The organism is Rhodococcus sp. MSC1_016, assembly GCF_023667485.2.
GTDB classification, from domain to species: domain Bacteria; phylum Actinomycetota; class Actinomycetes; order Mycobacteriales; family Mycobacteriaceae; genus Rhodococcus_F; species Rhodococcus_F oxybenzonivorans.
This window is the reverse complement of record NZ_JAMOZI020000001.1, coordinates 642,401-659,799: the sequence shown is the minus strand read 5'-3', so window position 1 is coordinate 659,799 and position 17,399 is coordinate 642,401. Positions and strand designations below refer to the sequence as shown.

The window sequence follows — 17,399 nt, the reverse complement described above, 5'->3', positions numbered from 1 at the left end:
CAAACACCACACCCCCACGCCCATCGACTTCCCACCGCGCCCCGACCCGATAGGTACGCCATGCATTTCGCTTCCCTGCCCGACCACCGCGCCGATCTGGACCCGCACGGGCCGGCGATCTCCGACGGGCGGCAGTCGCTCACCAACGCCGAGCTGCTCATTCGCGTACGGGCGGCTGCACATCACCTGCACGACCTCGGGATCGGTGCCGGCGATGTCGTCGCCGTGAAACTGACCAACCGCCTCGAGTTCGTAGTGCTCCTCTTCGCGGCCTGGCGGATCGGCGCCACCGTCACACCGGTCAATCCCAGCATGACCGACATCGAAGTCGAACGCCAACTACGCGATTCCCACGCGCGCCTGCTGGTCATCGAGGACGGCTCGACCACACCGGACACCCCGACTCTCTCCGCCGAAGCCCTCTACACCGACCCTGCGGGGTTCGATCCAGCACCGATCCTGGACCCGACCGCCCTGTCGCTACTCGTCTACACCAGCGGCACGACCGGCACACCCAAGGGCGTCATGCTCGACCACAGCAACATCGAGGCCATGGCCGAAATGATGGGCGTGGCACTGGCGCTGGAGCCAACGGACCGTTCCCTGCTGATCCTGCCGCTCTTTCACGTCAACGGCATCATTGTCAGCATCCTCTCCCCATTGCTCGCTGGCGGCAGCGCCGTCATCGTCGGCCGGTTCGACCCCAAAACCTTCTTCGACCTCGTCGAACGTGAACGCCCCACCTACTTCAGCGCGGTACCCACGATCTACAACATGCTCGCCGCGCTCCCCCCGGAACTCGTCCCCGACACCTCGTCGTTGCGATTCGGGGCCTGCGGAGCCGCACCCGCCTCAGACGTATTGCTGACCCGGTTCGAAACCCGCTACGGATTCCCGCTCATCGAGGGCTACGGACTCTCCGAAGGTACCTGTGTCTCCACCTGCAATCCTGTCCACGGTCCCCGCCGCGCCGGCAGCGTAGGACTCCCCCTCATAGGCCAGGAAATTCGCATCGTCGACGACAACGGCACCGAACTCGCCACCGGCCAGGACGGTGAGGTCATCGTCCGCGGCCCCAACATCATGCGCGGCTACCTCGGCCGCCCCGAAGAAACAGCACGCACCCTCGTCGACGGCTGGCTCCACACCGGCGACGTCGGCCACTTCGACCCCGACGGCTACCTCGTTCTCGTCGGCCGGTCGAAGGACATGATCATCCGCGGCGGAGAGAACATCTACCCCAAAGAAATCGAAGATGTCCTGACCACAGATCCCTCGGTCCTCGAAGCCGCCGTTATCGGTGTCCCCGACGAGAAATGGGGCGAGATCGTCGTCGCCTACGTCCAACCGCGACCAGGTGCCACCATCGACACCACAGCACTGACCACACTCTGCGAACAACATCTCACCGGCTACAAACGACCCACTGCCTACATCATCAAAGCCATCCCCAAAAACGCCGTCGGCAAAATCGACAAACCCACCCTACGAAACACGCACGCCGAAGTCAGCACAGCCCACAGTGGTAGTTGACGGAGCGTCGCCACCAACATTGTGAGGAGCCCGATCGATGAAGCTAGCTCTCTACCTTCCGAACTTCCGCGACCACGTGACGCTGCAAGAGCTCGAAGACCTCACCGCCCTCGCCGAGGACCTCGACTTCGATTCGGTGTGGACGCTCGACCGAATTGTCGTCCCCGAAACCTCCGACCGGGCGGAGCTTCAATACCCGTTCGGCATGATGACCGACCTGCCCAATAGCGTGCCGGTCATCTCGCGAGGCAAGTGGTTTCAAGGAATGACTCTGATCCCATGGCTGGCCGCGAAGACCCGGAAGGTGCGGATCGGCATGAGCATCATCGACACCCCGTACCGTTCCCCCGGTGTCCTCGCCGCAGAACTCGCCACCCAGGACCACCTGTCGAATGGCAGGCTCAACGTCGGGGTCGGGGCGGGCTGGATGCCCGAGGAGTTCGCGGCCGCCAGCGTCCCGCACCTGTTTCCCCGCCGACACGGGCACGTGCGCGAGACGATCGAAATCATGCAGGGCATCTGGTCCAACGAGTTGTTCGAGTACCACGGCGAATTCGCCGACTTCCCGCTATCAGGATTCGGTCACAAGCCGATCCAGAAACCTGGCCCGCCGATCTACTTCTCAGGTCTCAAGGATCCGAAGCGCTCGGCAAAGCGGATCGCGAAGTACGGTCTACAGGGATGGATCGGTATCCAGGACTCACCCGAAGACATCAAGCGTTGGAAGGGTGAGATGAAGCGCGAGTTGGACTTACTCGGCCGGGACTTCCCTGACGGCTTCGACATGTGCAGCATGATCTGGTTCGTCATCACCGATGAGCCGGTCGATCAAAGCCCGGCGGGCAAGGCCACGAACTTGCTTGCGGGTACGGCTCAACAAATCGAGGATCGGCTCAAGAGCTACAAGGAGGCCGGCCTCACAATGCCGCTTCTGTGGCCACCGTTCAGGGACGTGCCGACCTCGAAGACCATGGACGACCTCAAACGTCTGACCGAGGAGATCATGCCCAAGGTGAAAGCGAGCTGAGCTGTGGATCGTTGAGTGGTGCACCGCTGAACCGGAGACCCTGCAACGACCAACCGGAGGAGCGGTTCGCCGACCAGACGGACCGCTCCTCCCTCATTCGGTGAGGAGCCGCCGGCGATCAGATGCTGGCGGCCAATTCCGCGCCCTCCCGAATGGCGCGTTTGGCGTCCAGTTCCGCAGCGACCGACGCTCCCCCGATGAGGTGTGTCGGTATCCCGCGGATCAGCAACTCGTCGTAGATGTCACGCTCGGGCAATTGTCCGGCACACACGATGACCGTGTCCACCTCCAGCGTGGTGGCGCGACCATTCACGGTGATGTGCAGACCGGCGTCGTCGACGGCCTCGTAAGTAACCCCCGACATCATCTCGACTCCGCGAGACGCAACGTGTGCCCGGTGGATCCAGCCAGTGGTCAACCCGAGGCCCGCACCCACCTTGTCGGTCTTCCGCTGAAGCAAATAGACCCTGCGTGCGGCTCCCCGTTTCACCGGTGCCCGCACTCCGCCCGGAACATCCGGATCGACGTCCACTCCCCAGTGCTGGAAGAAGTCGTCGCGTGCGTCGGTATCGGACGATTCCTCGTTGGTAACGAACGCGGCGATATCGAAACCGATGCCGCCGGCACCGACGATGGCGACTCGGTCACCGACCGGTGCCCTTCCGCGAAGAACATCGACATAGCTGACCACCGACGGATGCGACGATCCGGCGATCGAGATGTCGCGTGGCTTTACTCCCGTCGCGAGGACGATTTCGTCGAAATTCTCGGACACTAACAGTTCGGCATCAGCCTGTGTCTTCAGCCGGACCGAGACACCCGCTTCCTCGAGTTCACCCTCGTAATATCTGATCGTCTCCCGGTACTCCGACTTACCCGGGATACGCCAGGCCAGATCGAACTGCCCGCCGAGCGTGGGACGACTTTCGAACAGGGTCACCTCGTGGCCCCGCCGGGCAGCGAAAGCGCTGAATGCCATCCCCGCAGGCCCGGCCCCCACCACGCCGACGCGTTTGCCAACCTTCGGCGGGGTGACCAGCAGCGTGAGCTCGTGACCTGCACGGGGATTTACCAGGCAGGTCGTCGTCTTTTCGGCCAACGTATGATCGATGCACGCCTGATTGCAGGCGATGCAGGTGTTGATGCGGTGTGCCCTCCCGGTGCGCGCCTTGTTCACGAAGTCCGGGTCAGCCAGCAGCGGACGCGCCATCGATACCAGGTCCGCAGAACCGCTGGCCAAGATGGCCTCCGCGAGTTCGGGAGTGTTGATCCGGTTGCTCGCGACGACCGGAACAGTCACAGCCGCGCGAATCTTCGCCGAGTAGTCTCGGAACGCTCCCGCAGGCACCGGTGACGCGATCGTCGGGATACTCGATTCGTGCCAACCGACGCCGGTGCTCAGAATCGACACCCCGGCCTGCTCGAGTCGCCGCGCCAGTTCGATCGTTTCGGTGAAGGTGGAACCGTCCGGAACCAAATCGGTGACGGAAATCCGGAATGAGATCAGAAAGTCTTCGCCGACCGATCGGCGGGTGCGGCGCACGATCTCGAGGGCGAACCTTGCCCTGTTGTCGAAGTCCCCGCCCCATTCGTCGAGGCGGTGATTGGTACGGGGCGCGAGGAATTCGTTGATCAGATAGCCCTCGGATCCCATGATCTCGACACCGTCGTAACCCGCGTTCTGCGCCAGCACAGCCGCCGCTGCGAAGTCGTCGATGGTCTCTTCGATCTCGACCGGGTCCATCTCGCGCGGAACGAAACGATTGATCGGCGCTCGCACGGAACTCGGCGCCACGAGATCGGGATGCTTGGCATAGCGACCGAAATGCAGTAGCTGCAATATGATTCGACTGCCCGCGTCGTGCACCGACCGTGTCACCAGCTGGTGCCGCCGTACGTCGTCGGTGGTGGACATGGTCGCGCCCACCTCGAACGGCCTGCCGGCATGGTTCGGAGACACGCCGCCGGTGACGATGAGCCCGACACCGCCCCGTGCACGCTCGGCGTAGAACTCCGCCATCGTCTCGAATCCGCCTTCGACTTCTTCCAAGCCCAGGTGCATCGAACCCATCACTACCCGATTCGGCAGGGTCGACGGCCCCACCTGCAGCGGTTCGAACAGTCTGCGGAAGGCGGTCATCTATCTCGTCCTTTGCTAGCGGCTATGTGCTGTCTCGCTGCGAAGACTAGCTTTTGTGCAACTTGTTGCACAAGTGGTGTGAGGCCGCATGAGTAAAGTTGGCAGCGCCATACGTCACACGAAAATCAACGGAGGTCGCAATCGATGTCGCTGAGGTGCGCGATCCTGACGGCGCTCGTGGAGCGCCCTGCCACGGGCAAGGAGCTGACGCGACGCTTCGACTCGTCCATCGGCTACTTCTGGCATGCGACCCACCAGCAGATTTATCGTGAACTCGGCAACATGACCGGTGACGGTCTCATCCAGCCGCATGCGAGCCAGGTCAAAGGCAGGGGCGCACCTCGCACATACGAGATCACCGAAACAGGCGTGCGATATCTACGAGAATGGGTGGACACCAGGCAAGAGCCGGTGCCCCTCAGAGATCCGCTCCTCGTGCGCATGCGCGCCGCCGCCGTTCTGGGCGACGTCGACCTGACGGACGACATCCACCAGCATTTGGACTATCACCGGTCCCTTCTCCAGACGTACCGCGATATAGAGGATCGGGACTTCAAAGGTCCCTTGACGTCTCGCCGACAACGACTCCAGCACCTGATCCTGCAGGCAGGCATCGACAGTGAACTGTCCTGGACCGAATGGTGCACGAAGGCGGCGAAGCAATGTGCGGCCGATCGGGCCGAGGGGTAGCAGCGTACGTCCTGATCGACGCCGCGGATCGGTTGCCCGCTTCTGCACTGATGTTGGCGCACCGGTACCACTAGAGGGCGCGCTCGTTCTATCGGTGCCCGCTCGCCGGTTCCTAGGTTGGCAGTGTCCGACACACAACCCGGCGTGAAGAGGAAAAGCACATGAATCGCGAAGACATCGAATTCAAGGGTGAAGGCGACGTCACCCTCCGCGGCTGGTTCTACCCGGCACAGAACACCACCACCCCGGCACCGGTCATCATCCTCGTGCACGGCATGTCCGGCGTGAAAGAAATGCACCTCGACGACTACGCCAACGTCTTCGCCGAAGCCGGCCTCAACGCAATCGCCTACGACCACCAGAACTTCGGCGACAGCGACGGAACCCCCCGCCAAGAACTCGACCCCGTCCTGCAGTACCGCGACATCCGCAACGCGATCAGCTACGCCATCGCCCGCCCCGAGGTCGACGGAAACCGGGTCGGAGTCTGGGGCACCAGCTTCGCCGGCGGACACGCGCTGATGGTCGCCGCGATCGACAAACGAGTCAAGGCAGTCGTCGCCCAGGTACCCTTCGTCTCGGGACCGGAAACCCTGGTCCGACTGCTACGCGGAGACTTCCTCCTCCACGTCCGCGACAACCTCGCCGCCGACCGCGCCAACCGATTCCACGACGGCGCACCCGCGATGCTCCCCGCCGTCTCCCCCGACCCGATGGGGCAGGCCGCGATGCCCCAAACCGACGCCTACGAATGGTTCACCAAAACGGCGGCGCTCCGCGCCCCGAACTGGAAAAACGAAATGACCGCCCGCAGCCTGGAACTGGCCTCCGAATACGACCCCGGCAGCTTCATCACCCAGATCTCCCCCACCCCACTGCTGATGATCGTCGCCAACGAAGACACCTCCACCCCCTACGCACTCGCACTCGACGCCTACGAACGCGCCCGCGAACCCAAACAACTCCTCGTCACACAGGGCGGACACTTCGACTTCTACACCGGCCCCGGCTTCGACCAGGTCTCCACCGCCGCACGCGACCACTTCGTCACCCACCTACGCGCCTGAACGACCCGTGGCTTCCAGGCGCCAGTCTGGAAGCTACGGCTGCGTCCGGGGATCGGTAACGACGTGTCGCTTCGGTACCACCACCGGGCGCGTTGGTTCTATCCACCGGCAACCGCACCTTTCTACCGTGAAGTGTCGACGCTGCCCACCACCGTGGCCACTGATCGCCCATTGCAACCGGAGGTACCCCTCATGACCACCGACACCACCACTTCCACGGCCCCCACCCACGCCCCCACGGTCCCCATCCGCGCCACCGTCTTCGTCAGCCGCTGGCCCAACGTCCCCGCCGCGGAATTCCCCGGCATCCCGGACGGCACCTTCTCCCCCACCACCGCCATCCTGATCAGCGGCGCAACCGAAATCGTCCTCATCGACGCCCTCTACCTCAAAGACGACGTCCAGGACCTCGGCGACCTGATCGAGCGGACCGGCAAGAAACTCACCACCATCTACATCACCCACGACCACCAAGACCACTACCTCGGCATCGGACCCCTCAAGGAACGATTCCCCGACGTCAAATGCGTGGCATTGCCCCACGTGATCGAGTCCATGAAAGAAACCATGGACATTCAGACCATGCAGTGGAATTTACTGTTCGGCGACGCCTGCATCCCAGCCGGACCGCTTCCGGAACCCCTCGAAGGTCACACCCTGTATGTCGACGGCTCCCCACTGAACATCATCGAGGTGAAGCAGGCCGACGTCCACCCCACGACCATCGTGCACATCCCCGAGATCGACACCGTCATCGCCGGTGACTCCATCTACAACGAGATCTACCCGATGCTCGGCCTGTCCACCCCCGCCGAATGGCAGGACTGGCTCGACACCGTCGATGTCGTGGAAAAGCTTCAGCCGAAGATGATCGTCTGCGGACACCGCAGGCCCGACGGCGACGACTACGCCGTCGAGACCATGATCGCCCAAACCCGTTCCTACATCCAAGACTTCATCACCGCCTTCCCCACCGCGAAAGACGCCGACGACCTCGTCGCCACCATGTCCGCGAAATACCCCAACCACGCCAACCTCTGGACCCTGCAATTCTCCGCCATCAACGCGATCGCCGCCCGCGACGGCGCGTAATAACACAAACACCACACCCCGACCCGGGGTCAGAGTGCCCTTCTTCAGGATCCACACGACCCAGGAGGACCAATGTCACCCGCCATCACCCCCAACCATTCCGTCACGCTCAACGACAGCGACAACCTGGCCGCGCCTGTGCCGGTGGTGTCATGATGGCGGCCCTCTCGCACAGGCTCGGCGCCCTCGTGCACCATGGCGCGGAGCCCGAAGTGGGGGTCGACACCTCCGTGCTTCGATCGGTGTCGTCCGGACCTGAAGTTTCCCGCAGTACCCGGATCGGGCGTGCTGTAGCGGTATTGGTATTGATCCCACTCGGCGTTTTCTATCTCGGTCCGAGAATCTACGATCTCACCGCAACGCCTGGGCGCCTGCAACAATCTGTCGAAGCGGCAGACCGCTACAACCCGTCCCTGACTCGGCTCGTCGAGCACGAGCGCGTGACAGTGAGTGCCTTCGCGGCACTGGACAGGGTGCGTGAGTGCCTGACCGATGTTCTCGGCATGGGCGAAGCGGTGTCGGTTGAGCTCAGCACCCTCGTCGGAACAATTTCGGTAGATCTACAGGAAATTCTCGACCATACCGGCGTCGACGTCGCCGATCTGGTCGGTTCACTCGAATCCCTCAGCACTCGCGTCGGCGCATTGCAGGCACCGGCGAACGGTGCAGCCACGGCCTTGTCGGATAATCGCGCGACGATGTCGGCCATCCTGGACGACGTGCGTGTGACGGCCGACCAGGTGCACGACACCCGTCTTTCCGTGGAGTCCGCAGCCGCCGATCTGTCCGGAAGGTAAGTAACTGATGGTGTTCTTCGGACGACCTGGTGGACCGGCCAGAACGGTTCTCGCACTGGTAGCAGTCGCCGTACTCGGCCTGTTTTCCATCGTGATCTTCAACCTGAACAGGAGCCTGGAGAGCCAGCAACGAGTCAACGCGACCAGTGTCGGCATTTCCGAGAGCTTCCTCGATGTCAACGATCAGCTCACCACGGAGCTCGGAGAACTGACTCAGCTGACCGGGACTGCGGAGTCGGCGCTCGAATCCATCAGGGCGTTAGGGCCACTCCTGGCGGAACTGCATCACGCCATCACGCCGGTTGCCGGCTCTCTGTCGAGCACCGCTCGAGGCGCCCAGATTACCAATGAGCAACTTGCCGTGATCGCGCACATTCTCGGTGAGGTCCACAACGTCATCCTTCCCCTGGTGGACTCCGCTCAGGCGTTCGGTCAGCAGGGCAAAGATTTGTTGGCGGTGATCGAGGGATTGATCGCCGACTTACAGAGTGCGGTTCAATCCGCGGCGACGATCAATCAGATGCTTCCATTGCCGGGCTGAATACCGACCGGCCCGCCACCCCTGCCTCTCGACCGACTGGACGTGACATGCGACGTAAAGACCGAAGCCCGAATGGTCCTCCCAACCTGACCGCACCTCGAAGTGCCGTGTTGCCCTCGGCTGGTCCGCAATCAGAGGGGTTCGCGGTCACTCGCCCTGTCACCAGGTACTCGATTGCCACCGAATGGCTGGGCCGACTAGCGGCGGTCATGTCTGCCGTGCTGCTCGTGCTCGTGCTGAACGCAATTTCCGAGGGGCTGGCGGTTCGGCAAAGCACCCGCGCCATCGTGGACAACTTCGGGCAAGCCAATCAGTACTTCGACGAGCGGGCCGATCTGGCCGCTCCGGCCCGTGTGCGGAGCGAGCTTGCAGACCTCAGAACAGTTCTTGCCGAACTCAATTCGGCGACGGCCGTGGACGTTGATCTGCTGGCCGCAATGCTGCCCGACATGCATACGTTGGTTGCTGCCGGTCACAACGACGTCACTATCGCCCACCAGCTCCATGGCATTTCCTCGTCGCTTCAAGGCGCGGCCGGATCGCTACACGCCATCTCCGCCGACGCGGACGTGGCGGTGGTCAAGGTGAACGATCGGCTTCTGGCTGCACTGCAACTGGCCGATCAGCTCAACGCCGAACTCGAGCGTACGACGGTCAAACTCGCGCCGCTTCCGGCGCAGGGAAATCTGATTCCCGCCCCGACGGGAGGAAAGTAATGGTGGGCAGTCGAACTTTCGCCGCGGTTGTGCTGGTACTCGGTGTGGCGCCCGCCATCGGCTTGTGCGCAATCAACGGCTTCTTTCCCACGTTCCGTGATATCAGCGACCCTCTCGGTCGGCCGTCGGCCTTGAGCGTGCAGATTATCGATTCGGCCCAACGACTCGACGAACTGACCGTCGAACTGGAACCGAAGCACGCGCGGCTGGCAGCGGACATCCAGGTTCTCGGACCCATGTCTAACGACCTGGCCGTGTTGGTCGGCCGGAGTGTCGAACTGTCGCCGTTGTCAGCGACTTTGAGGGGCAATGCATCGAAGGTCGCGGACATCTCGGCGCCATTGCCGAACGTGGTGACGAACGTTACCGCGCGTTCCGACGAGGCCGGCGCCACCGTCGACGGACTGTCGACGGCGGTCGGTTCCGTCGCGACCGAGCTGCAGGGAATCCACGACGGTTTGACCACAATGCAACTCACTCTTCTCGCACTCGGCCCGAAGATGTCGGGGATCGCCTCGACGCTGGCGACGATCCAGGAAGAAGCTGCGCATGTTCGGGAGTTCGGTCCGCTCCTCGCAGTGGTAGGCCCTCCGTTCAACAGTCTCGGTATCCCGTCCTTGGGTTTCGAGGCACCACCGTTACCGCCGCTGCCTCTTCCCTGAGCATCCGGATACCCTTTTTTCGTTCGACGGAGTGAACATGCAGATGCACATGCAGAAAAGATTTCGGTTGTCCTGGGCGATCACCTTGGCATTCACCATTGCGGTGTTGAGCGGCTTGTTGATCCTCACGAGAGACCTGGGCATCACGAACGACACGTTCAAAAACGGTGTCGTGCAGGCGCAGGAGCTCGACGCGACGACCGATGCCGCGCTCGACGGGGCGCATCAATTGCCACCCGCAGCCGAGGCGGCGCGGCAAGGGCTGCCGGAGGTGGTCGGCGTCATCGATTCCCTCACCCGGGCGAATCAGGTGCTGGGCACTCTCGGTGACCAACTCGGCACCCTCGGTACCACGCTGACCGAGGCTGATGCCCCTTTGGCGGGCACAATTTCTGCCGGTCGGGGGGCAGGCGGAGAGGCCGGTGCGGCCGTTGTGCCGCTCGGCGGGATAGCGGCATCCCTGGATGATGCGAACGTCAATGCGCAGGCTCTCGGCCAGAAACTGGATGAGACGCTCACGCTGTCGCAGACGATCGACCAGAAATTACGCGTCGCGTTGCTACTGCCGAAAGTCGGCAACTGACAGAAATGAGATCACCGTGGGGTCACCCTGTGGGCTGCGGTGACCTCGACGACGACCTGGCATCGTGGATGCCCGTTCGTTGCCCCCGATGCTCGATCACAATCCATTTGCCTGCCAAGCGGCGATATCCTGAAGTCACGTTCTCCTCGAGATGAGGCAAGTTGCCTCATCGAGGATGGGATCGTCCAGGTCCTGTTCTCGCTCTGCGGGGAGACGGTGAGGACACTCCGATGGCCGCAGGTGATCCGCTCGAGACCCAGCGCGGCGTGGCCCACACGGTCACGGCGGAGTTGAGCGCTGAGGGATTCGAGGACGCCCACGAAATCGGCCGGGGCGGATTTGGTGTCGTCTACCGCTGCGTGCAACCGGCGCTGGACCGCACTGTGGCGGTGAAGGTCCTTGCTGCGGACCTCGACGAGGAGAACAGGGTTCGGTTCTTCCGCGAACAGCGGGCGATGGGCCGCCTCACCGGACATCCTCACATTGTGAGCGCACTCCACGTCGGTGCCACCGACAGCGGTCGCCCCTACATCGTGATGCCCTACCACTCGCAGGATTCGCTCGACGTCCGGATACGCCGCGACGGCCCACTGCCGTTGGAGGAAGCACTCACGCTCGGGGTGAAGATGGCCGGTGCGCTCGAGACTGCACACCGCCTCGGGGTCCTGCACAGGGACCTCAAACCCGGGAACATCCTGCTCACCGACTACGGGGAGCCGGCGCTCACCGATTTCGGCATCGCCCATATCGCCGGCGGATTCGAGACCGCCACCGGCACCGTGACCGGGTCACCGGCCTTCACCGCGCCCGAGGTGCTGAGCGGCGAACCGCCGACTGAAGCCTCCGATATCTACGGTCTCGGTGCGACGGTGTTCTGCGCCGTCACCGGTCACGCCGCGTTCGAGCGCCACAGCGGTGAGCATGTGGTCGCTCACTTCCTCCGAATCACGACCCAACCGGTTCCGGACCTGCGCGAGCACGGCGTTCCCGAAGACGTATCGGAGATAGTCGACCGCGCCATGGCCGCCGATCCGCGGCAGCGTCCTGCCACCGCCGCCGACTTCGGCGACGAACTGCGGCGGGTCCAGCTCCACCATGGCTTCCCCGTCGACGAGATGGCCCTGTCCGGCGAACCGGACGCCCGCCGACGCGATCCGGATCCGGCGCGCGCCCGCCCGAGGTCCACGGCGACTCCACCACCTACTCCATCGATGGCACCCGCCGTGAGGACTCCGGTGAGTAATCTGCCGCTCGAGCTCACCAGCTTCGTGGGCCGCCGCCATGAGTCGACCGAGGCGAAACAGCTGCTGTCGTCCGCTCGTCTGGTGACGTTGACCGGGATCGGTGGTGTCGGGAAAACGCGTCTGGCGCTTCGGCTGGCTGCCGATGTCCGGCGGAGGTTCGGTGACGGAGTCTGGTTGGTCGAACTGGGCGAGTTGCGGGATGGGTCACTCCTGACGGACACGGTTGCCGCGGCCCTGGGGCTGCGGGATCAGCCCGCGCGACAGCTCGACGACGTCGTGGCGGAGTTCCTCGCCTCCAGGCACCTTTTGCTTGTACTGGACAACTGCGAACAGGTGGTGGAGGCCGTCGCGGCATCCGCCGAGATGCTGTTGCGCACCTGTCCGCAGCTGCGGATCTTGGCCACGAGCCGCGAACCCTTGGGTATCGGCGGGGAGGCGGTGCTGCGAGTTCCCCCGCTGAGGGTCCCGGCCCCAGACCACGAGCCCTCGCTGCGGGCGCTGACCGGGTACGACGCGGTGGCGTTATTCGTACAGCGCGCCGCGGCCGCCGTGCCCGGATTCGAACTCACCGACGACAACCGGATGGCGGTGGTCCGAATCTGCCACCAACTCGACGGCCTACCGTTGCCGATCGAGCTGGCGGCGGCACGGTTGCGCGCGATGTCGCCCGAGCAAATCCTGCAGCGGCTGACCGACCGGTACACGCTGCTGACTCTCGGCAATCGCGGTGCACCGACACGCCAGCAGACCCTGCGGCTGTCCATCGACTGGAGTCATGAGCTCTGTACGCCTCGGGAACAGCAGCTGTGGGCCGAGCTGTCGGTCTTCGCGGGAAGTTTCGAACTGGATGCTGCCGAGGCGATCTGCGGGGAGGACCTGACCCCCGAGGAGTTGCTCGACACAGTGACGGCATTGGTCGACAAGTCGATCCTGATCCGGGAAGACGCCGGCTCGGCGGTGCGGTTCCGGATGCTCGAGACCCTGCGCGACTACGGCAAGGAAAAGGCCGAGCAGACCGGTATCCATTCGATATTGCGACGACGGCACCGCGTTTGGTATCAGCGTTTGGTGTTGCAGGTGGAGGCCGAGTGGATCAGTCCGCAGCAGCTGGAGTGGATAGCGCGGCTCGAGAGGGAACAGTCGAATTTGCGTGAGGCGATGGAATTCTGCCTGGCGGAGGAACCCGGTACCGGCGCTGAGGACGGTCTCCGGATAGCGGCGGCCCTGTTCCCGTTCTGGCTCTCCCGCGGACTGTTCCGGGAGGGACGGCACTGGCTCGACCGCGCCCTGGCGCATTACTCCGAGCAACCGACCGCTTCACGAGTAGGGGCGCTGTACGCCGCCAGCGTGTTCGCGGGCGTTCAGGGTGACCTTCCGGCCTCGAGGGCCCTGGTGGACGAAGCGCAGGCTCTGATCCCCCAGGTAACCGACCCGCTGTTGCGCGCTCGCATCACCCATGCAGACGGTCTTCTTGGACTCGTCAGCGGCGACCTTCCCCACGCCTGCACGCGTATGGAGGAAGCGCTGGAGGTGTTCGGCGCCCGCGGCGACCTGTCGTCGCGAGTATGGGGCCTGATGATGCTCGGGCTGGTGTACGAATTGCAGGGAGATGTGCCCCGGGCGGTCGGCTGCCATCAACAGGTTCTCGGCATCACAGAATCACACGGTGAATCGGTGTACCGGTCGTACTCCCTGTGGGCGCTGGGAGTGGCGGCCTTGCAGCAGGGCGATCGCGGTCAGGCGGCGGAACTGCTAGAACAGTGCTTGCGGCTGAGCCGGTTGGTGGACGATCCATTCACTGCCTCGATGACCCTGGAGGCTCTGGCGTGGATCGCCGGCACCGAGGACCACGCACGACGCGCCGCCATCCTGATGGGGGCAGCAGAGGCGCTGGGCCGTGCTCTGGGAAGCACCTCGGTGCTGTTCCCCACCTTGCTCGTACGCCACGAGGATTGCGAACGGCTCACTCGCACCTCACTGGGTGAGCGCGCATTCGAGGCGGCCAGAAGGGAGGGTGCGGTCATGGGATTCGAGGGAGCGGTCGCCTACGCCCTCGGCGAGCGCACCGAGGCCACGACACAGCCCGCCGGTAGCAGTGCGACGGGCCTGACCAAGCGGGAGCGAGAGGTCGCGGAGCTGGTAGCGCAGGGCCTCACCAACAAGGCCATCGCCGCCAAGCTGGTGATATCGCCGCGCACCGCGCAGGGCCATGTGGAACACATTCTGACCAAGCTCGGGTTCACCTCACGAACACAGATCGCGGGTTGGGTCCTGGAGCACGCGCAGGACAAGCGCGGCTGACCGGTACGGCGACGCCGTCTGGCCAGCACGCCGCGCGCAGCTTCTTGTAACCTCGTTCCCAGGCCCCTCATACGGGGCGATGCGAACTGGGGAAGGTGGACGCGGATGCCGAGCCCCGACAAGGAGGCCACTGTTCGGTTGACGTCCGAACAGATCATCGAGCGGCTGGTCGACGCGGCGACGACTCTGCTCGCAGAGGCGGGCCCATCCGAGATCAAAGCGCGGTCGGTCGCTGAAGCGGCGCAGGTGTCGACGATGTCCGTCTATTACCATCTCGGGGGCCTGCCTGAGCTGCTTCAGGCCGTAGTCGACAGAGGCTTCCGCGATCTCGCCCTTGCCTTCGAGTCGGTACCCGACAGCGACGATCCCGCCGCGGATCTCTTCGGTATTGCGTTGGCCTGCCGACAGCTGGCCCAGGCCAATCCGCATCTCTATGACCTGATGTTCGGCCTCGCGACGCGCCGTGGATACCGTCAGCTCAGACCAGCCCGCTCGGGTGCCGCTGCCCAGTCCGAGGCGTTTGGGACGGCGTATTCGCTTCTGGTCGGCCGATGTGCCCGATTCGTAGGAAGCGGTCGCATCCGCGGCGGCGAGAATCCGGAAGTGATCGCCACGCAGCTTTGGAGCTGCGTGCACGGATTCGTCACCCTGGAGTTGGGCGGTCACTTCGCCCAGTTCCCCGATCCGGTCGACCAGGTCCTGCAACCGACCATGGTGAACTTGCTGGTGGGACTGGGCGATACCGCGGAGTCGGCACAGTCATCGCTGGTGAATGCACTCCGCGCGCATTCGCGCGAGTCGGACCGCAGCGCCGCGGATCCACAGGCGAGAGGGTAATTAACCGCAGAACCGTGATCAAGTGCGTGAGCGTACAGTGCTTGCCGCTCCGGTCCGATTCAGCTGGCCAAGTCATCAATTGTCGACGCAGAGTACGGGTTCAGGGTGTCCGTTTCCGCCTGCATCTCGACACTGGCAATGCCGTAGCACTCCCGATAGTCGCTGGGCGACATCGACAGGAACTTTCGGAACTCGCGACCGAAATGGCTTGCGTCGTAAAACCCCCAGCGGTGGGCAATGGACCCGATCGGAATGTCAGTGGCGACCACGTCGCGGCGTGCGCTGGCGAGTCTCTGCATGCGTACAACCGACCCGACGGTGTCGCCCGTGAGGGAGAAGGCGCGATGCACCGTGCGGCTCGAGACGTTGAACGCTCTGGCCATGTCAGCGACGCGGATCGGGCCGGTCCGAAGGTGCTGCTTGATCCACTGATCGAGCTGTGATCGGAGGGCCGGCAGGAGCGTAGGACCGTCGCAGGCCGCACGGGTGCTGCTCCGGATCACCCCGGCCACCAGCGTGAGCAGCGCCTCTCGGGCCGCCTCTGCGTCTGCGGCGTCCATGGACGACACGTGCGAACCCATGCTTTCTACGAAACTGATCAGGACCCGCGCCAGCGGGCGGGATTGATCGAGCATCACACAATCGGGGATCGAACCGCCGGTGTCGTATGACGCCAGTGCGGACAGGGGGATGATCACACTGCGTTTCCGGAGGCCGGGCGATACGGTGGAGTTGTACGCCACTCGACCCGTCGAGATGAGGCCGGTTCCAGGTTCGATGCGAGCGGAACCCGATTGCAGTTCGAAGTGTTGAGTACCGGAGGATGCTGTGAGCAGCATCAGCACCTCGGTGTCCGACGTTTCGATCAATCGCTTCGTGCGACTCACTTTCAGTGCGGGGCAATCCCACTCAGTGACTTTGATGTCGCTGAGATCGAGGGATCGCAGTAATCCGTGGCCTTCACCCTCTGCGTCGGCCGAAATATCGATTCCCATCGGCACGAGCCGCCCCGCCATCGCGTTCTCCCAAGCCGACCGGCGATCCCGACGCTCGACCTGGCGGAGGTCGAGCATGGGGACCGAGCCGTCTTTCATGACGCTGTGCTTCAGCGGCCTCGAACGAGGAGGTCGGTCCGTCCAGCGTTCTTCGGCAGCATGACGCACTTCCGAAACAGCTGTATGACCGCCGGAAAGGCTCTGGGCAAGCTCGGCATACCCCGGACGATCATTGCGCCTGCGGTCACACGACCGAGAAGTTCCGGCGCTGCGTGGAGTAGACATGTGATCGATTCCAATCCTGATGGCCGTGGCGCGACCGGACGGCAACGAGGTTGCTCGCAGTCCATAATGAAAGTTGTAACGAAGTTAGAACCACGCTACGCGGTCGACTTTCGTGTGGCAAGGGTCACATCGAGGTGCGTGTTAACTGAGTCTTCCGGCACGGGTTCGAGTTGCGATCAGATTGCGCTGACGGTCGCGGTCTCGCAAATTCCAATCGCCGTGACGTCGTGTCGAAAAGAATTCCGGGGAAGCGCGGCGAGCATGTTGTGGATCGCGAGCACGGCGGCTGAAGGATGTGGGGCGTTCACGCTCGATGAGGTCGATAAGACCATCGGCCGAACCGGTCGACGAGGTCGGACCCGACGAAGATGCGATAGTCGCCGTACCGCGAACTTTCAAAAGGTGAACTGCGCACGCTGCGGCGGCATGCTCGGGCCGGACATCGTGTACTTCGGAGAGAACGCGCTCGAGGATTGCGCCGCCGCATCGTTCGAACTGGTCGACGCCACGGACACGCTCTTGATGGCGGGTTCTTCGCTGATGTTGAGGCCGGCCCGCGTTTCGCGCCGGTTCAGCCGAAGTGGCAGACGTAGTGCAGCGTTGTCAGGACCTCGATCTCAAATGAGCTGTTGCCGGGGACGTTGAACGATTCGCCGCCGCGGTAGGTGAGGGTCTCGGTCTGACCCGCGAGCGTGACCTTGCATTCGCCGTCGATCAGTTCCATGATTTCCGGCGCGGCAGTGTTGAACGTCAGGGTCGAGGGCTGGATGACACCGACCGACTTGGAGGTGCCGTCGGCGAGCTCAATGTTGTAGCTCACGCATTTGCCGTCGAAGTACACATTGGCCTTCTTGGCCACGCTGACGTTCTCGAACCGCGCCATGATCTC

The 17,399-nt window shown here is 63.6% G+C and carries 16 protein-coding genes; 13 read left to right on the top strand and 3 right to left on the bottom strand.

The annotated features are described in order from the left end of the window. The first annotated feature begins 60 nt into the window (after nucleotides 1-60). Nucleotides 61-1,533, top strand: coding sequence for a class I adenylate-forming enzyme family protein (locus L1080_RS02940; RefSeq protein ID WP_250778045.1), 1,473 nt, complete (start codon nucleotides 61-63; stop codon nucleotides 1,531-1,533). 37 nt (nucleotides 1,534-1,570) lie between these two features. Continuing rightward, a complete protein-coding gene (locus tag L1080_RS02935; protein WP_250778047.1) occupies nucleotides 1,571-2,560 on the top strand; it encodes an LLM class flavin-dependent oxidoreductase in 990 nt (329 codons plus the stop codon). 118 nt (nucleotides 2,561-2,678) lie between these two features. Here the strand turns inward: L1080_RS02935 and L1080_RS02930 are convergent, their stop codons facing one another. After that, nucleotides 2,679-4,700, bottom strand: a complete 2,022-nt coding sequence (locus L1080_RS02930) for an NADPH-dependent 2,4-dienoyl-CoA reductase (RefSeq protein WP_250778049.1) — start codon at nucleotides 4,698-4,700, stop codon at nucleotides 2,679-2,681. 144 nt (nucleotides 4,701-4,844) lie between these two features. On the opposite strand from L1080_RS02930, the gene L1080_RS02925 reads away from it, so the two are divergent. The 10 genes from L1080_RS02925 to L1080_RS02880 all read left to right on the top strand — a co-directional run bounded on the left by L1080_RS02925 (nucleotide 4,845) and on the right by L1080_RS02880 (nucleotide 15,230). Further along, complete coding sequence (locus tag L1080_RS02925; protein WP_159925145.1) at nucleotides 4,845-5,390, top strand: PadR family transcriptional regulator; 546 nt, start codon at nucleotides 4,845-4,847, stop codon at nucleotides 5,388-5,390. Between the two features lie 161 nt (nucleotides 5,391-5,551). Continuing rightward, nucleotides 5,552-6,457 (top strand): alpha/beta hydrolase, encoded by a 906-nt coding sequence (locus L1080_RS02920; protein WP_159925144.1) that lies wholly within the window; start codon nucleotides 5,552-5,554, stop codon nucleotides 6,455-6,457. 192 nt (nucleotides 6,458-6,649) lie between these two features. Further along, the gene (locus L1080_RS02915; RefSeq protein WP_459030279.1) at nucleotides 6,650-7,549 is read left to right on the top strand and encodes an MBL fold metallo-hydrolase; all 900 of its coding nucleotides are present in this window, start codon (nucleotides 6,650-6,652) and stop codon (nucleotides 7,547-7,549) included. A 155-nt stretch (nucleotides 7,550-7,704) separates the two neighbouring features. Beyond that, nucleotides 7,705-8,346 carry a hypothetical protein gene (locus L1080_RS02910; protein WP_250771584.1) on the top strand — a complete coding sequence of 214 codons (642 nt, stop codon included), beginning with the start codon at nucleotides 7,705-7,707 and terminating at the stop codon, nucleotides 8,344-8,346. Nucleotides 8,347-8,353: 7 nt separating this feature from the next. Next, nucleotides 8,354-8,887, top strand: coding sequence for a hypothetical protein (locus L1080_RS02905; protein ID WP_250771587.1), 534 nt, complete (start codon nucleotides 8,354-8,356; stop codon nucleotides 8,885-8,887). A 209-nt stretch (nucleotides 8,888-9,096) separates the two neighbouring features. Further along, on the top strand, nucleotides 9,097-9,603 hold the full coding sequence (locus L1080_RS02900) for a hypothetical protein (RefSeq protein WP_250771590.1): 507 nt from the start codon (nucleotides 9,097-9,099) through the stop codon (nucleotides 9,601-9,603). Next, the gene (locus L1080_RS02895) at nucleotides 9,603-10,265 is read left to right on the top strand and encodes a hypothetical protein (protein WP_250771592.1); all 663 of its coding nucleotides are present in this window, start codon (nucleotides 9,603-9,605) and stop codon (nucleotides 10,263-10,265) included. The genes L1080_RS02900 and L1080_RS02895 overlap by 1 nt, the downstream gene beginning before the upstream one ends. A 37-nt stretch (nucleotides 10,266-10,302) precedes the next feature. After that, nucleotides 10,303-10,848, top strand: a complete 546-nt coding sequence (locus L1080_RS02890) for a hypothetical protein (RefSeq protein WP_250771595.1) — start codon at nucleotides 10,303-10,305, stop codon at nucleotides 10,846-10,848. Nucleotides 10,849-11,078: 230 nt separating this feature from the next. After that, nucleotides 11,079-14,393, top strand: coding sequence for a protein kinase domain-containing protein (locus tag L1080_RS02885; RefSeq protein ID WP_250771598.1), 3,315 nt, complete (start codon nucleotides 11,079-11,081; stop codon nucleotides 14,391-14,393). 105 nt (nucleotides 14,394-14,498) lie between these two features. Beyond that, nucleotides 14,499-15,230 (top strand): TetR/AcrR family transcriptional regulator, encoded by a 732-nt coding sequence (locus L1080_RS02880; protein ID WP_250771601.1) that lies wholly within the window; start codon nucleotides 14,499-14,501, stop codon nucleotides 15,228-15,230. Between the two features lie 59 nt (nucleotides 15,231-15,289). Here the strand turns inward: L1080_RS02880 and L1080_RS02875 are convergent, their stop codons facing one another. Next, nucleotides 15,290-16,324 carry an AraC family transcriptional regulator gene (locus tag L1080_RS02875; protein ID WP_250771604.1) on the bottom strand — a complete coding sequence of 345 codons (1,035 nt, stop codon included), beginning with the start codon at nucleotides 16,322-16,324 and terminating at the stop codon, nucleotides 15,290-15,292. Nucleotides 16,325-16,384: 60 nt separating this feature from the next. On the opposite strand from L1080_RS02875, the gene L1080_RS02870 reads away from it, so the two are divergent. Beyond that, a complete protein-coding gene (locus tag L1080_RS02870) occupies nucleotides 16,385-17,155 on the top strand; it encodes a Sir2 family NAD-dependent protein deacetylase (protein WP_459030274.1) in 771 nt (256 codons plus the stop codon). On the opposite strand, the gene ppnP is transcribed toward L1080_RS02870, so the two are convergent. Then, a complete protein-coding gene (gene ppnP / locus L1080_RS02865; protein WP_159925133.1) occupies nucleotides 17,082-17,393 on the bottom strand; it encodes a pyrimidine/purine nucleoside phosphorylase in 312 nt (103 codons plus the stop codon). The two genes, L1080_RS02870 and ppnP, sit on opposite strands and share 74 nt — an antisense overlap. Between the last annotated feature and the right edge of the window lie 6 nt (nucleotides 17,394-17,399).

Coding starts and splice junctions, on each gene's coding strand:
- L1080_RS02900 (WP_250771590.1), top strand. CDS start 9,097: ATGTCTGCCGTGCTGCTCGTGCTCGTGCTGAACGCAATTTCCGAGGGG.
- L1080_RS02930 (WP_250778049.1), bottom strand. CDS start 4,700: ATGACCGCCTTCCGCAGACTGTTCGAACCGCTGCAGGTGGGGCCGTCG.
- L1080_RS02870 (WP_459030274.1), top strand. CDS start 16,385: ATGACGCACTTCCGAAACAGCTGTATGACCGCCGGAAAGGCTCTGGGC.
- L1080_RS02905 (WP_250771587.1), top strand. CDS start 8,354: ATGGTGTTCTTCGGACGACCTGGTGGACCGGCCAGAACGGTTCTCGCA.
- L1080_RS02910 (WP_250771584.1), top strand. CDS start 7,705: ATGGCGGCCCTCTCGCACAGGCTCGGCGCCCTCGTGCACCATGGCGCG.
- L1080_RS02915 (WP_459030279.1), top strand. CDS start 6,650: ATGACCACCGACACCACCACTTCCACGGCCCCCACCCACGCCCCCACG.
- L1080_RS02875 (WP_250771604.1), bottom strand. CDS start 16,324: ATGAAAGACGGCTCGGTCCCCATGCTCGACCTCCGCCAGGTCGAGCGT.
- ppnP (WP_159925133.1), bottom strand. CDS start 17,393: ATGGCGCGGTTCGAGAACGTCAGCGTGGCCAAGAAGGCCAATGTGTAC.
- L1080_RS02920 (WP_159925144.1), top strand. CDS start 5,552: ATGAATCGCGAAGACATCGAATTCAAGGGTGAAGGCGACGTCACCCTC.
- L1080_RS02925 (WP_159925145.1), top strand. CDS start 4,845: ATGTCGCTGAGGTGCGCGATCCTGACGGCGCTCGTGGAGCGCCCTGCC.
- L1080_RS02890 (WP_250771595.1), top strand. CDS start 10,303: ATGCAGATGCACATGCAGAAAAGATTTCGGTTGTCCTGGGCGATCACC.
- L1080_RS02935 (WP_250778047.1), top strand. CDS start 1,571: ATGAAGCTAGCTCTCTACCTTCCGAACTTCCGCGACCACGTGACGCTG.
- L1080_RS02880 (WP_250771601.1), top strand. CDS start 14,499: ATGCCGAGCCCCGACAAGGAGGCCACTGTTCGGTTGACGTCCGAACAG.
- L1080_RS02940 (WP_250778045.1), top strand. CDS start 61: ATGCATTTCGCTTCCCTGCCCGACCACCGCGCCGATCTGGACCCGCAC.
- L1080_RS02895 (WP_250771592.1), top strand. CDS start 9,603: ATGGTGGGCAGTCGAACTTTCGCCGCGGTTGTGCTGGTACTCGGTGTG.
- L1080_RS02885 (WP_250771598.1), top strand. CDS start 11,079: ATGGCCGCAGGTGATCCGCTCGAGACCCAGCGCGGCGTGGCCCACACG.